The sequence below is a fragment of the [Clostridium] innocuum genome, assembly GCA_012317185.1.
In the GTDB taxonomy this organism is placed as follows: Bacteria; Bacillota_I; Bacilli_A; order Erysipelotrichales; family Erysipelotrichaceae; genus Clostridium_AQ; species Clostridium_AQ innocuum.
Window position 1 is genome coordinate 734,428 of the sequence record CP048838.1, and the last position, 15,332, is coordinate 749,759.

Annotated in this window: 9 protein-coding genes, 1 rRNA gene and 2 pseudogenes; 7 read left to right on the plus strand and 5 right to left on the minus strand. The window is 42.8% G+C overall.

Annotation, left to right across the window (positions count from 1 at the left end):
* Positions 1–79 precede the first annotated feature (79 nt).
* A complete protein-coding gene (locus tag G4D54_03640) occupies positions 80–640 on the minus strand; it encodes a ParB N-terminal domain-containing protein (GenBank protein QJA01582.1) in 561 nt (186 codons plus the stop codon).
* Positions 641–1,963 (minus strand): DUF3440 domain-containing protein, encoded by a 1,323-nt coding sequence (locus G4D54_03645; GenBank protein QJA01583.1) that lies wholly within the window; start codon positions 1,961–1,963, stop codon positions 641–643.
* A 771-nt stretch (positions 1,964–2,734) separates the two neighbouring features.
* Here G4D54_03645 and G4D54_03650 point away from each other — a divergent pair.
* Positions 2,735–3,358 carry a superoxide dismutase gene (locus tag G4D54_03650; GenBank protein QJA01584.1) on the plus strand — a complete coding sequence of 208 codons (624 nt, stop codon included), beginning with the start codon at positions 2,735–2,737 and terminating at the stop codon, positions 3,356–3,358.
* Positions 3,359–3,515: 157 nt separating this feature from the next.
* Positions 3,516–6,071 (plus strand): annotated as a pseudogene (locus G4D54_03655) (DEAD/DEAH box helicase).
* A gap of 7 nt (positions 6,072–6,078) precedes the next feature.
* Here G4D54_03655 and G4D54_03660 read toward each other — a convergent pair.
* The 3 genes from G4D54_03660 to G4D54_03670 form a co-directional block, all read right to left on the minus strand.
* Positions 6,079–7,272: a tyrosine-type recombinase/integrase gene (locus G4D54_03660; GenBank protein QJA01585.1), complete on the minus strand. Its 1,194-nt coding sequence runs from the start codon at positions 7,270–7,272 to the stop codon at positions 6,079–6,081.
* 78 nt (positions 7,273–7,350) lie between these two features.
* Positions 7,351–7,554: an excisionase gene (locus tag G4D54_03665; protein QJA01586.1), complete on the minus strand. Its 204-nt coding sequence runs from the start codon at positions 7,552–7,554 to the stop codon at positions 7,351–7,353.
* Positions 7,554–8,645 carry a replication initiation factor domain-containing protein gene (locus G4D54_03670; protein ID QJA05145.1) on the minus strand — a complete coding sequence of 364 codons (1,092 nt, stop codon included), beginning with the start codon at positions 8,643–8,645 and terminating at the stop codon, positions 7,554–7,556. Before G4D54_03670 ends, G4D54_03665 begins: the two co-directional genes overlap by 1 nt.
* Positions 8,646–9,111: 466 nt before the next feature.
* On the opposite strand from G4D54_03670, the gene G4D54_03675 reads away from it, so the two are divergent.
* From G4D54_03675 to G4D54_03695, 5 genes and pseudogenes are all read left to right on the plus strand, one after another.
* Positions 9,112–9,783: a helix-turn-helix transcriptional regulator gene (locus G4D54_03675; protein ID QJA01587.1), complete on the plus strand. Its 672-nt coding sequence runs from the start codon at positions 9,112–9,114 to the stop codon at positions 9,781–9,783.
* A gap of 191 nt (positions 9,784–9,974) precedes the next feature.
* Positions 9,975–10,178, plus strand: coding sequence for a hypothetical protein (locus G4D54_03680; GenBank protein QJA01588.1), 204 nt, complete (start codon positions 9,975–9,977; stop codon positions 10,176–10,178).
* Positions 10,179–10,181: 3 nt separating this feature from the next.
* Positions 10,182–10,778 (plus strand): hypothetical protein, encoded by a 597-nt coding sequence (locus G4D54_03685; GenBank protein ID QJA01589.1) that lies wholly within the window; start codon positions 10,182–10,184, stop codon positions 10,776–10,778.
* A 214-nt stretch (positions 10,779–10,992) separates the two neighbouring features.
* Positions 10,993–12,858: pseudogene (locus G4D54_03690) on the plus strand (DEAD/DEAH box helicase).
* Between the two features lie 829 nt (positions 12,859–13,687).
* A 16S ribosomal RNA gene (locus G4D54_03695) occupies positions 13,688–15,237 on the plus strand.
* Positions 15,238–15,332 lie beyond the last annotated feature (95 nt).

Genomic DNA, 15,332 nt, shown 5'->3' on the forward strand with positions numbered 1-15,332 from the left:
TTTTAACTAAATGGCATGTTGAATACAGCCGAACGTTTTTTTTACGTTTATTGATTCCTATAAATTCAATGTAACTGTTTTAAGCATCGACAAATTGATCCTCAATACTCTGCAGTTGCTCCTCATCCTCAACCGGTTCCCATGATTGACTGAAATCTACCTCTTTAAACAATGCGGCAAGTCCTGTAATCTGCTTTAATCTCAGTATTTCATCACGATCCATACCCAAATGCTTTGCAATCCATGCATCTGAACGTCCAAGCTCATGTAATTCCTTAACAATGTTACTCATCAAATCCACATCGTGACTACCTCTTGCTCGATTGTGCCGTATAGTACTGGCCATACGCTGGTCAAGCGGCTTATTGATTACTGAAACCGGTAAAACCCCCTTCTCACGCTCATAGATATCCGGGTATTCCTTCATGATGCGATATCTGTGAAAGCCGTCAACAATGATATAATGATCGCTAGCCTCATCGTAATAGCATACGATTGGCATGGTGTAGCCGTCGGCCTTTATACTGTCATACAATAATTTCATTTCAGGTGGCGCAACGGCATTCGGGTTATAATCATTCGGTATGATTTTTTCTATTGGAACTGCACGTATATGATAAACCGGACTCTTACTCATCATCTAAACCTCCGTACCCTTGTATTTTTCTTTTAAATGATCCAGTCGTCTCTGCTGTTCCCGTGTTAATCCAAACCCCATGGAACGGCAGATATGGTCATTCTTTAAAATGCAGAAGCACATACGCTTCCAACTGGGGATATCCTTTGTGGATTTTATATCGTCGGTATCATCCGGTATACGATCCAGAAATATGATTCTGGAATTTTTAAAAATTGTATAATTGGATACCCCGTTTCGCTTTATGTGATAGCCATGCTCCTTTAGCTCTTCGATTGTTTCTTCCTCAAGCCCTCCTCCTACCGTATGCCAGAAGGTTATCGATTTATTGAATTTTTCAATATAGTTTTGCCGCAGCCGTTTGGGAAGTGTTGCCAACAGGAACATTGTATACGATTTCCAGGTATGTCCCTCCGGCAGTTTTATGGTTCGATATCCGACTGCCTTTGTTTTGGCATAGATTGCCGCAAAATTCGCTCCCTGAACACGGCCCAGCAGCTTCACCCACATCTGTGGATCAATCACGCGATATAGATTCAATGATTCCTTAGCATAATCCTGAAATGGAGAAGCCACCCGCATTTGTGAAATTGTCAATCCCGCCTTGTAATACAAATCATACAGACTGTTATAGCTATATCCGAACTTATAATAGGCATGCCATATATCCTCGACTGACCAGTCATACAGAGGCGAACCTGTCCAAACCTCCTTGAATTGCTGTGTAATCCAGCATTTGCCTTTATAGCTGTGCTTTTTATTAACAAAACCGCTGTAACGCTGCATAGACTCATCAGCACGTAGACCCAGCAGACAAATCGTTTTTTTGTTATCATGCACACTGCGATACCATCTGCCGAATTGCTTGGCCAGATCCTCCTGATGCATTTTATAGTGATATGTCGTTACAGGATTATTTTTCAGGTTAATGACATAATCATATTCAGGCATTGGCCGTACCCATAATGTCTCTTTCTTATCATCCCATGGATACCAGTACATTTCAAAGCTGCTTAACGCTGTTCTTGTTGCCATCGGTAGGCAAAGCCAATACAATTCCACCCCGGGGCGTTTTTCCAGCATCCTGAACGTTTCTTCTACATACTCCGTAGTAGCACGGTACTGAGCTTCGAAATCCTGGTGAAATACACCGATGGATGTCGAGGGATAAAATTTATCTCGAAAGTCCAAAAGAATATTCAGCAGCAGCCCGCTGTCCTTTCCTCCTGAAAAAGACACATATACGACATCAAATTCATGAAATATAAAGTGGAGACGCTCCAATAAGGCCTGATATACATTTTGTTGCAAATATCGTTTTTTCATAAGCTATTTTGTTTACACAGCAATATTTCATTACAGGATTCGAAGAATAAACCACAAATACAAATATCAGTATGCAGAGAATCACACAAGATCACGTTCATGCCAATTCCTGAAATAAAAACATAAAGGGTATTGCAGGTCCTGCAAAAAATCTGATACGGCATATGATATCAGGAAAGCGATTGCCATGTAAAAGATGTCTCCCTCCCTTTCGATCAAGCATTTATAATTTGTCTTATTCAATGATTTGTATAATGATTTCTTCTGTTTCTAAAGCTTGCAGTGATAAATACCGATTATATAAAACAAATTATGTAATATTATAGCACTGATGGAAAAAATTGTATAGATAACGACCCGGATATTCACATAAGTAGACATAAATATAATTACATTCACGACGCAACTACTGCGAATCCTGCAGAAAACATAAGCGATAACAGGGGGGATCTATCATAGTGCGGATTTTCCTGATGTATGGAAATTCTGTAATTCTCTCAAGGATTGATCGTTGAATAGCTGCAAAAGGAAGCCTTATAAATGAATAAGAAAATACCTTTTCCAGTGTTTTATTCAAAACAAGAACAAAGGTATGCGGCAGCTGCTGGCATACAGAATGCTCCGTTTACGAAAGGGGGGGGAATGCCACGTATAGCTTTTTGTTCTCTTTTCAGATTATTTTGAAAATAGAATCAAGGAAATTCAATAGGCGGTAGTGGTGAATAAAATACATCTTTCACATAGCATAAGGAGAAGGTGAGGTGAAAATCTATGAATGAACACTATCCTTTTGTATTGCCACCGCTTCCGTATCGGTATTATGCACTGGAGCCGTATCTGGAGGAACAGACCATCCGCATTCATCACGATACACTTTTTCAGGGATATGTTGACAGATTAAATGCAGCTCTCCAGAAATATCCACGCTTTCAACGCTGGAATCTGGAACGGCTGATCGTAGACAATGATCGTCTGCCTGTGGAAATACGAACTACGGTATATAATAATGCAGGCGGTGTATATAACCATGATGCCTACTTTGCAGCCATGACGCCCAAGTATCGCCGGCCGAGTAACTATATGCGTAATGTTCTGGAGGAATCTTTTGGCTCTTTTGAAAATTTCAAGGAACAAATGCTGAATGCAGGACTGCGTGTGTTTGGTTCCGGCTGGGTATGGCTGGTACAAGATCGCGGTACTAAACTGCGTATCGTTACAACAAAGAATCAGGATACGCCGCTGCCACAGGGACTTGTACCACTGCTACCGCTGGATGTCTGGGAGCATTCCTACTTTCTGCAATATTACAGTGAACGCGCTGCCTATATCAAAAACTGGTTCGCGCTGATTGATTGGAGCTATGTGGAAAAACGTTATTTAAATGAGCATTCATAAAGACCTGCACGGGTCTTTTTCGTTTCCGGCGAAGCAGGTATCCTTATGAGTGGCTCAATCAGAAAAGCTGATTTGGCACAACTCCGGAAGTATGATAAAATCGTTATAAGTATACGAAATTCGCAAAACATATAAGTAGAAAGCAGGAGGATATCGAATGGGAAAAAAGAAAGACAGCTATATGCATGTGTTTACACAGCCCACTAAAGACTGGATCAGCCATACCTTCGCTGCACCAACCGCTGTACAGCAGGAAGCATGGCCTGTAATTGCGGAAGGCGGCTCTGTTTTGATCAGCGCTCCAACCGGAACAGGAAAAACACTCTCTGCCTTTCTGGTTTTTATCGATAAGCTGCAGGCATTGGCTCATCAGGGAAAACTGAAGAATCAGCTGTACCTGATTTACGTATCTCCCTTGAAATCACTCGCACAGGATATTCGTGAAAATCTGAATAAGCCCTTATCTGGTATTGCACAGGAACAAAACGGGCAAGGCGCAGCGAATATCACAATAGGCATACGTACCGGTGATACACCGCAAAGAGATCGGCAGAGAATGATCAAGCATCCTCCTCATATTTTGATTATTACACCGGAATCTCTGTTTTTAATGCTGACTGGCACCGGAGGTCAAACGATATTGCATACGGCAGAGGCATTGATCATCGATGAGCTGCATGCCCTCATTGACACCAAACGAGGTGCGCATCTCATGCTTTCCATAGCCAGGCTGGAAAAGCTATGTAAACGAAAGCTGCAGCGCATTGGCCTGTCGGCAACAATTGAGCCGCTGCAGACAGCCGCTGACTACCTGTCTCTGGATACCGTAAGCATGATCGCTCCCAGTATGCAGAAGCAAATACATATCGAGGTGAACGGCTTGACTCCTGCGCTGGGCAGAAGAAAGGATCCGGTCTGGGAGGAGCTCGCAGAAAGTGTTTATGCAAAATGCCTGGAAAGCAGAAGTGTCATCGCATTTTCAGAGGGACGCAGATATGCTGAAAAGCTGGCCTATTATGTAAACCAGCTTGGCGGTGAGGACTTTGCGCGTGTACATCACGGCAGTATGTCAAAGGAACAGCGTTTAGAGGTAGAGGCATCCCTGAGAAACGGTACACTTCGTCTGCTCTGTGCCACCTCCTCCATGGAACTGGGGATTGATGTGGGAAATATCGATCAGGTTTTACAGATTGGCTGCCCACGCTCGATCTCCAGTACGATGCAGCGTCTTGGACGTGCCGGTCACAATCCCGGTCAAACCAGCTATATGTTTATGTACCCAAGAACCTCACAGGAAACACTGTTTTGCGGTATGAGTGCAGCTGTTGCGAAAGCCGGCGGTATTGAGCAGGCATCCCCGCCGAAGAAATGTCTGGATGTTCTGGCACAGCATCTCGTCTCCATGGCCGCAATCGCAAGCAGTTCCCATACGGAGCTTGAAAGAAAATGGCATCTTACCGGGATCGCCTATACGATTGACGATGTCATGGAGCTTTTGCAAAGCACCTACACCTTCCAGGATGTCAGCAAACAGGAGGTAACCGGTATTCTATGCATGCTGGCTGGTGATTTTGAGCATAAAAGAGAGGTTCCGGTTCGCCCGCGCATACTTTATGACCGATTACACGGATGTGTTCTTGCGGAAGCCTACAGCAGAATGCTCGCTGTCGCTGCCGGGGGAACTATCCCGGATAAAGGACTGTACGCGGCAAAAACTGAGGATGGTGTTAAAGTCGGAGAGCTTGATGAGGAATTTGTCTATGAAACCCGTCTGGGTGATCGCTTTATGCTGGGGGCGAATGCCTGGCAGGTTGTCGGAATGGATAGAGACAGTGTGGTCGTGACGCCAACCTATCCGCAGGGGGCTCGTCTGCCCTTTTGGAAAGGGGAAATCAAGGGGCGGAGTCTGAAAACAAGTCTGGCCTTTGGCACTATTATGAGGAAGCTGTCAGAGGCATATCGTCAAAATACACTGCAACAGGAATTACAGACGCTGGGGCTGGATGCTGCAGCAGTCGAAAATACGAGCGAGTTTCTAAAACGGCAGATCAAGGCAACCAAAATCCTGCCGGATGATCAGACAATTCTGATTGAGCATTTTAGAGATTCCTCCGGAAGTCCGCAGGCTATGCTGCATACCATGTTCGGTCGAAGAATCAATGCTCCTCTTGCCCTGCTTCTGCAGGAAGCTGCTCAGAGAGTGACCGGGACGCATATCGGAAGTGTGGATGAAGAAGACGGTATTCTTTTATATTCCTATGGTGAAGGGAAAATCGAAGAAGGGCTGCTGTACAATATCAATCCGGAAGCAGCTTCGAAAATTCTGGAAATCATGCTTCCACTGACACCTGTTTTCAGTATGAATTTCCGCTATAATGCTGCACGTGCTCTCATGATGGGAATGCGTAGAAACAAAAGACAGCCATTGTGGATGCAGCGGCTTCGCAGTACGGAAATGCTGGAAGCACTGCTGCAGGAGGAACATCATCCTCTGATTATGGAAACCAAACGCGAATGTATGGAGGATCAGTGGGATTTAAAGGGATTACTGGAAATCATATATGTCTTTTTGACTATCTTTTTATATCTTCTTAAATGTCCGCAAAGCCTTATTTTATAGGCTCTACGGGCATTTTGCTTTTGTGGTAAACCTCACATATCTAGGTCTATCTTCTTATATTTTCGCTATCAAGCGTGGTTAAAATCGTGGTAAATACTTCTTATGCAATTAGACGCTGAACCTCTGATTTTGCGGTATCTATGGACGCATGAGCATACCAGTTCATTGTGATACTGATGTTTGAATGTCCCATGATATACTGTAAATCTTTCGGGTTCATGTTCTTGCTTGCCAATCTTGTGCAGAATGTATGGCGTAGCGTATGTGGTGTGATATGTGGCAAAGGGTTATCCTTATGGTGCTTGTTGTATTTCTTTACTATACGGACAAAAAGCATATTGTAATCAATCGCAACTTTGGGCTTGCCTTTATGATTGACAAATAGAAAGTTGCCTCGTCCGTCTATCACAAATGGTTCTGCCTTTGGGCGTTTCTTTATAACCCGTTGAAATGCCTGTATCGTTTCTCTACTTAATGGCACTTGCCTTGTTCCGCTTTTTGTCTTAGGCGTTTCAATATAATAGCCCTGTTCCTTGCTCTTTAATAACTGATGGTTGATAACCACAACTTCATGGATAAAATCAATGTCCATTATTGTTAGTCCGCACAGTTCCGAGATACGAAGTCCTGTCTTTAACAGTATCAGCACATCATCATAATACTTGTGATACACATTGTCCGTCTTGATGAATGACAGTAGGACTTGTTCTTGCTCCTCTGTCAATGCGACTTTCTCTTTGGTATCATTTTCTATGACTTCACTTAACTTGAAATCAAAAGGGTTTTTCCTTACACAATCGTCTTGTATGGCGATATAGAATGACGCTTTTAACGAGCGTTTATGGTTGTTAATGGTGTTATAGGAAAAGCCTTTGTCTTTCATGCGTAACGCCCATTCCTTAGCGTCAGAGGGTTTTATCGTATCAATGCTCCTAGCACCTAACTTGTCCTCTTTCAATAACCGCATGAGCTGTTCCCGTTGTTTCTGTGTGCTTTTCTTCACATTTGCCCTCTGTGCGTTCTGTTTGGCGTAGAGTTGGCAAAGCGTCATTTTCTTGCCTGTGCTGTCGATACCGTCCTCAATATCCCGTCTTATCTGCTGTTCCAGTTCACGAAGTGAGGATTTTTCCCGTTTTCCCTTTGGTGTCGGGTCTGTGGGTATCAATCTCCAAGCATACACATATTTTGTGTTTCCAAATGCGTCCACATATTTATATAAGTATTTTCCATCTGTTCGTTGGCTCTCTCCAGTATGCAGGATACGTCCTTTACTATCCCGTCTTTTTTCTTTCATGGTGTCTGCTCCTTTCCTTGTTGGAAAGAGCCTTGATATGACTTGTGTTCATCATAACACATACAAGGCTCATTTGCATTAGATAGCGTCCAATTTGTCAATAACCTGTTCAAACTGTCGGCGTTTAATCTGTATGCGGTTGCCATTCATAATGAGCCAGCCAGCGTCCTTGTTTTCCTCTGCCAATCGTCTTAACTTGTTTTCTCCGATACGGAAATACTTTGACGCTTCTTCAATGGTAAGGGTGTATTTTTCCCATACAGGAATATCGTTGTTATTCATCAGATACCCCCTTTCCCATGTTTCGTGTCATACTGGATATAGGGGATAAGGTCGGTGCGGTCTATCCTCTGTAAGTGGGCGGTTAGTTTACTGGAAAGGGAATTGCTGTATCTTGCCTTATCAAGCATAGTTCCCACTTTTTCCAGTCCACCTAATGCGTCATGTTCTTCTAAGAAGTAAAAACTTTTGACAGCGGAAATCACACCACCCTCTGTGAGCCATTGCTGTGTTTCTTCAAGAGAATTATGTAGTTTCGGTACTTGCAGTTTCAAGACTTCCACAGCCCCTAAAAAGCGTTCCCAAAACCGACACGTTTTCCATCTGCTCTTATTACTTTCATTTCTGCTTGGTACGACAAAGCGTAGGTTGTTTGCCAATAGCCCGAAAGCCAGTTCACCAAGTTCCAGCGGTCTGTCTTTGAATGTCATGGCAAAAGCATGAGCCTTATCATCACGCAGTTGCATTTCTGTCCGTTTCCAACTGCCGACTTCATCAAGTGTCTTATTATGTTTTGAACAGACTTCCTTATCTTTATCATAAAAGCGGTAGGACAATCCCGATTTACCAGCACCGATATAAACAGTCTTTGCGGTGTCGAAATCATCAAACTTGCTTTCGTCAAAGTGGTAGCCCTCACTATTCGAGATAAATTCCTCTTTTTCGCATTTCTTCTTTATCTGCTCTATGGTAAAGAATGGCTTTTCGTTCTTATCATCAATGGCAATATCAAGTCTTGTGAAATGGAAATTATCCAGTCCGTATCTTCGCTCACAGCGTCGGAACATATCCCCAAAGGTATAATTCCTACTGTCGAGAATACGGAAAATATCATCACAACCTCTGCCAGTCATAACAAGATAACAGCCTAGTCCCTGTGGGTTGTCCTCTGTCTTTCTTGCGTCCCCCGATACATAAATATCTCCAATCTGCCAGCGTGCTTGATAAGTCTTGAATTTTATTGTTGCTGGATAAACATTGAAAATGTCAGTCGGTAAATCTAAAATGTGCATGATTACATCTTCAGCGGTTGCAGTTTCAAATACAATGCTGATGTAATCAATCTTAACGGATAAATTTTTGTGTGTAGTTATAGTGCATTACTCCTTTCGTACTTCCCGTTTTTTTGCGGGGTAAAAATCGTGTTTTGTCCTTTATTTATCACAGTTTCTAGGTACTATGACATGTATGCGCAGGGCGGTGTTACATATACGCCCTTTACGAACGCCTAACGGCGTTCCCTTTCTTCCTGTGTCTGCCCCGTTCTTAACGCTCACGAGCCTTGTAAGGCTCGTGGCTAAACGGAACAGCCCCAGTCAGAAACCTTATTTTCGGTCTGATAGTCCATGCTTATTCATGCTATCAAAGTGAAAATATCTATTCTATATGCTTACTCAAACGTGTGATTGACCCTAGCGTACTTAATCGCTCTATCCAATACGATAATAACGCCATTAGAATTACTTGTCAAGAAGTTTTTGTTGACTTTTAGATATATATTAAGTATGATATGCTTATAAATACCAAGAAAAGCAACGGAAGGAGCGGTTATACTAAGTTATGGAGCATTATGAAAAGAAAATCAGTTTCTTAGGAGAGAACATACAAACCATAAGAAAACACAGAGGAATGAAACAGCAGGAACTTGCGGACAAAATCGGTATCAATATGCAGAGCCTTTCCAAGATTGAACGAGGTGTGAATTATCCTACCTTTGATACATTAGAAAAGATAATGGACGTGCTGGGTGTAACGCCCAATGAATTATTATCGGGAGAATGGAAGTATATCGACCACACCGAGCCATATATCATGGATATTATCAAACGGGAACAAGATTTTAATGTTTCCTTAGATTATCTGTCTGAAAATGAATTTTTCGATGATGAAAACGAATACAAATTTTACATGGAAACCATATTGATTAGGTACATCAGCAATTATCTTTCTAATGAGGTTGTAGAAATTGAAGAACTTATGGAAATCAAACAGTTGATACAGCGTCAAAAAATAGAACGCATGATGAAAGTACATAAGGAAATGCGAGGGTTAGACCGATACAGAGAACAGCCGAAAGAATACAAATATCACAACCCTTATGATGACTGGATATTCCGTCAACTTGCGGATATAGATAACAGAAAAAACATTCCTAATACTTCTCCACAAGTAGATTTCAATGAGGGAGATTATGAAGATTATCTAAAGGCGAAATGGAACAGAGGTCTTTAATTTCCTCTTGCATGGAAGATACAGCAAACAAAAAGCCCAGTAAAGAGTGCAAAGCACCACCAATGGTGGCAAGGCTCTTGACAGGGCTTTTTCTTTTCTGCACGTGAAAAAATGTTGACAAATAAAAGAGCATTAGTTATTCTAAGATTAGCTTAGACTAACTAATGTAAATCTAGGAAAGGAGGAGTTAAATGCAAAATAGAAATTTTAGAAAAATCGTGATATTAGTATGTATATGTTTACTTTCAACACCAATAGCAACTATTATTTCCGATTGTATAGACGTAACTACCACTGAATACGCTATAAGCAGAATTTCTAATTACTCATGGAGCATTAGATTTGCATGTCTTATGTTATCTATGTATTTTATTTTTGACAGAAAGGGGAACTAATCTATGAAGAAAATAGTATCGTTATTGTTAGCAACGGCTGTAATATTAACTAGCAACACTTTAAGTGTTCATGCAGAGACAAAACAAGAAAATTTACCTGATAGTGAAGTTGTTGAAGAATTTAATGTCTTTAATACAGATGTTATCGAAACAACTGAAGAAATACCTGATATTCAAACAAGAAGTCATATTACATATAAAGTGACAAAATTAAATCGGACAAGCGAAATAGGAGCGTACACAGGACAATCTGTTTCGGGAGAACCTGGTGTAACTATTTCTTTAAGTCAAATGAAAGCAACTTCTTTTTCAGCAAGTTCAAATGTTGCATGGAATGTAAAAGGAAAAGCACAAGCCACATTAGGTTTTAATTTCAGCAAGAGTTATACAATAGGGCATTCGGGTTCACGAAAAGTCCCTAGCACACACAATGGTAGGAAAGTTAAAAGAGCCGAACTGAAAGCTTATAGATTGTATGACAAACATACTTTTAAAGTAACGTGGACAAGTATTCATGTAAAACAACCTCAATATTACGGTACATATTGGGCAAAAAAACCAAGTGGTTACCATTATAAAATGGTATATTATTACAAATAAACAAATGTGTTCTGAAATTGATTTCGTCGAAACAGTGAAAAGAAGACTAGATATTTAAGTAATCTAGTCTTCTTTTCTTAGTTTTATATCATATCAAGGCTCGGTCAATCGTGGTAAATTCGTGGTAAAATGGTTATTTTTCTATACTTTAAAATGATTGAAAGTATAGTGTTTATATGGATAATCAAAAATTATATATATAATTTATGCATAAATTCTATATGCAATTCGCAGTGGGGATATCCATGTGCATGAACTGCAGCTGGACACGCCTTCCCCGTTATCACTGCCACTGCAGTGGCGTGTGGAAGCTGCTGAAATGTATGAATATACACCAACAACACCGGGGATCCAGCAGGCAGTATATGAAGAATTACAGCAAATGGAACAAATAAAGCCTTCCCTGGAGGCACTAAAGCATATGGGGAAGCGGAAAAAGACGATTCAATCTGCCAATGAGCTGCATACGCTGCTTATGATGGAAGGGGATATGACAGCACAGGAAATTAAGGCTGCATGTACGGACGAAATGGATGTTAAACATGCGGAAGGTCGGATAGCGGACTGGCTGCATGAACTGACCTCTCAGGAATTGATCACCTACATAGAACCCGGTCTCTGGATCGCCGCAGAACAGCGCGAGGAGTATGAGCAGGCACTGCTGGAGCATAAGTCTGAAGCCGGAATGCATATCATACGCCGCATGCTGTACTATCGGCAGGCACAGACGCTAAAGCAGCTGCAGGAGCGATATCTTGCGCAGGAGGAAGCTGTACAATTCTGGTTGCAGCAGCTTTGTTGGGAAAAAGAAGTCATCGAGGATGGTGGCTGCTATTATCATTCCAAACAGTATGAACGTGCAAGAAAACAAACAATTCGCAATTTACGCATTCAGGCTGTAACACAGCCATCTCATCACTATGCCGCTCTCCTTGTGAGCCGTGTTTTTCACAATGCCCCTGTCAAAGATCAGCTGAAGGATACACTGTCTCTATTCTGTAATCAGAAACATGCAGCCTCATTATGGGAAACGGTTTTATTGCCATCCCGTATAAGCGGCTATCAGCCGGAGCTGCTGGATCAGGAGCTGGCACAGGGAGAATATTTCTGGAAGCTGCATCCCGATGGCATGCTGAGCTTTCATCGTTACGAGGATATCGACTGGGAACAATCCACAGCTGCTGTAAACGACGGCAGCAGGGAAATGCAGACAGAGGACACGCAGGAGCAGCGGATTTATCAACGACTCAAAATTCAGGGAGCAAGCTTTCTGCATGCACTCAATCGTATACCGCAGGCCGGAGATGTGCATGCTAATCTACTGCGGCTTGCAGAGCAGGGCCTTGTCTGTGCGGACAGCTTTACGCCGGTGCGACAATGGCTGAATCGAAAGAAAATGAAAAAGGCAACCACTAAGCAGCAGCTCCATGCCAGAGCCTATGCAATGTCATCCGGAAGGTGGGATATACTGCGTCCGTTAAAGTCGATCCCGGAAGAGGCGCTGATTCAGGCATGCTTTCAAGAATACGGTATTGTATGCAGAGAAACCTTTCGCATATTCCTACAACAGCTGGAACAGGAACAGAATTTCAGCTGGCGGGATGCTTTGCATCTGCTTAGTATCTGGGAATTCACCGGCCGTGTACGCAGAGGATATTTTGTAAAAGGGATGTCCGGTGCGCAATTTATTAGAAAGCAGGAATATGAAGGCAGTATGCATATTCTGGCTCATCCAAAGCAACAAATCTGCTGGTTGAATGCTCAGGATCCTATGCAGCCATGGGGGAAGCTATTGGAGCATAAGGATTCTGCGGCCTTTATGAATATAGCAGGAACTGCGGTGGCTCTGGCAGGAGGAACTGCTATCATGGTTTTTGAACGTCAGGGGACTGTTTTAAAAATTTTTGATATAAGCTTGGCTGAAGAAGCACTGCATGCCTTTGTTCAGACGTATCGTGAGCAACGGATTTATCCTGATAAAAAACGTCTGCTTGTGAAAGAGTATCCAAAAGCAGCTGCAGCGTTGTTGGAAAGGGCTGGGTTTTATAAAGATATGCTGGATTATATGCTGTATCGTTAAATACATATATGAAATGAAAAAAAGCAGGCTTGCTGAATGTGCATTGCTGCCTATAAAAAGGAAATTTAAAATACATTGACCCGCGCAATCTTTTGGATTTCCTTTTTTCATATCGAAATGATTTGATACTTCTTTTTCGGTGATAACGCAGCTGGGGATACAGAAGAGAAAGAAAAGGGGTGGAGGAGAAAACCTGCAAGCCAAGGTTAATGTATTGCAGATAGATACCGATACAAAGAAGATGTTATCATTCATATATATTAAAGAATGGTAGCGAATAGAAGCTGCACTTGGTATGTGAATCACAGTGACAGTATTTGTCACATGCGAGTGTGCTGGTAAGGTGCTTCCTTGTCATAATTGCATGATTGTGATGTCTGTATATGTGCTATGATTGCGGAGAATGCTCCTTACTCATTTTGATTACAGAAGAAACGCTGTGTTAGCTGCTGACCTATGAATGTAGGAAGGAAATGAAGTACAATAGCATGCAGGAGCTGGAAAGCACATAAACAGGTGTAAAAGAAGAAAAGGTCTGTTATAGGTAAGGATTCTATAAAGAAATAGGCGATAAATTGAAAAAATGTTACATTCATAGCGGTTTAAAATAAAAAGGACAAAAAAATATAAAAAAAGAGTAGAAAATCGTTGACAATCATCTTTAAAAGAGGTATTATATACAGGCACCGAACGAAACAGCGGCGCACGAAATAGAAATTTCGGTCTTTGAAAACTGAACAGGAAACGTCAATTATTTGAGAAAACAATATTCTCGGTATAACGATAACAAAAATGAAATTCAAACGCAAGTCATGCGTTAGAGCTAAATCAAATGGAGAGTTTGATCCTGGCTCAGGATGAACGCTGGCGGCATGCCTAATACATGCAAGTCGAACGAAGTCTTCAGGAAGCTTGCTTCCAAAAAGACTTAGTGGCGAACGGGTGAGTAACACGTAGGTAACCTGCCCATGTGTCCGGGATAACTGCTGGAAACGGTAGCTAAAACCGGATAGGTATACGGAGCGCATGCTCTGTATATTAAAGCGCCCTTCAAGGCGTGAACATGGATGGACCTGCGACGCATTAGCTAGTTGGTGAGGTAACGGCCCACCAAGGCGATGATGCGTAGCCGGCCTGAGAGGGTAAACGGCCACATTGGGACTGAGACACGGCCCAAACTCCTACGGGAGGCAGCAGTAGGGAATTTTCGTCAATGGGGGAAACCCTGAACGAGCAATGCCGCGTGAGTGAAGAAGGTCTTCGGATCGTAAAGCTCTGTTGTAAGTGAAGAACGGCTCATAGAGGAAATGCTATGGGAGTGACGGTAGCTTACCAGAAAGCCACGGCTAACTACGTGCCAGCAGCCGCGGTAATACGTAGGTGGCAAGCGTTATCCGGAATCATTGGGCGTAAAGGGTGCGTAGGTGGCGTACTAAGTCTGTAGTAAAAGGCAATGGCTCAACCATTGTAAGCTATGGAAACTGGTATGCTGGAGTGCAGAAGAGGGCGATGGAATTCCATGTGTAGCGGTAAAATGCGTAGATATATGGAGGAACACCAGTGGCGAAGGCGGTCGCCTGGTCTGTAACTGACACTGAGGCACGAAAGCGTGGGGAGCAAATAGGATTAGATACCCTAGTAGTCCACGCCGTAAACGATGAGAACTAAGTGTTGGAGAAATTCAGTGCTGCAGTTAACGCAATAAGTTCTCCGCCTGGGGAGTATGCACGCAAGTGTGAAACTCAAAGGAATTGACGGGGGCCCGCACAAGCGGTGGAGTATGTGGTTTAATTCGAAGCAACGCGAAGAACCTTACCAGGCCTTGACATGGAAACAAATACCCTAGAGATAGGGGGATAATTATGGATCACACAGGTGGTGCATGGTTGTCGTCAGCTCGTGTCGTGAGATGTTGGGTTAAGTCCCGCAACGAGCGCAACCCTTGTCGCATGTTACCAGCATCAAGTTGGGGGACTCATGCGAGACTGCCGGTGACAAACCGGAGGAAGGTGGGGATGACGTCAAATCATCATGCCCCTTATGGCCTGGGCTACACACGTACTACAATGGCGACCACAAAGAGCAGCGACTTGGTGACAAGAAGCGAATCTCATAAAGGTCGTCTCAGTTCGGATTGAAGTCTGCAACTCGACTTCATGAAGTCGGAATCGCTAGTAATCGCAGATCAGCATGCTGCGGTGAATACGTTCTCGGGCCTTGTACACACCGCCCGTCAAACCATGGGAGTCAGTAATACCCGAAGCCGGTGGCATAACCGTAAGGAGTGAGCCGTCGAAGGTAGGACCGATGACTGGGGTTAAGTCGTAACAAGGTATCCCTACGGGAACGTGGGGATGGATCACCTCCTTTCTAAGGAGAAAGTACAAAAGAAGAGTTATCGAACATTTCCTGTTCAGTTTTGGAAGACTGATCTTCCAAACGAAAAAGAAGTCGATCTTTGAAAACTGAATAAC

Coding starts and splice junctions, on each gene's coding strand:
- G4D54_03665 (QJA01586.1), bottom strand. CDS start 7,554: ATGAATAACAACGATATTCCTGTATGGGAAAAATACACCCTTACCATT.
- G4D54_03680 (QJA01588.1), top strand. CDS start 9,975: ATGCAAAATAGAAATTTTAGAAAAATCGTGATATTAGTATGTATATGT.
- G4D54_03675 (QJA01587.1), top strand. CDS start 9,112: ATGGAGCATTATGAAAAGAAAATCAGTTTCTTAGGAGAGAACATACAA.
- G4D54_03645 (QJA01583.1), bottom strand. CDS start 1,963: ATGAAAAAACGATATTTGCAACAAAATGTATATCAGGCCTTATTGGAG.
- G4D54_03650 (QJA01584.1), top strand. CDS start 2,735: ATGAATGAACACTATCCTTTTGTATTGCCACCGCTTCCGTATCGGTAT.
- G4D54_03660 (QJA01585.1), bottom strand. CDS start 7,272: ATGAAAGAAAAAAGACGGGATAGTAAAGGACGTATCCTGCATACTGGA.
- G4D54_03640 (QJA01582.1), bottom strand. CDS start 640: ATGATGAGTAAGAGTCCGGTTTATCATATACGTGCAGTTCCAATAGAA.
- G4D54_03685 (QJA01589.1), top strand. CDS start 10,182: ATGAAGAAAATAGTATCGTTATTGTTAGCAACGGCTGTAATATTAACT.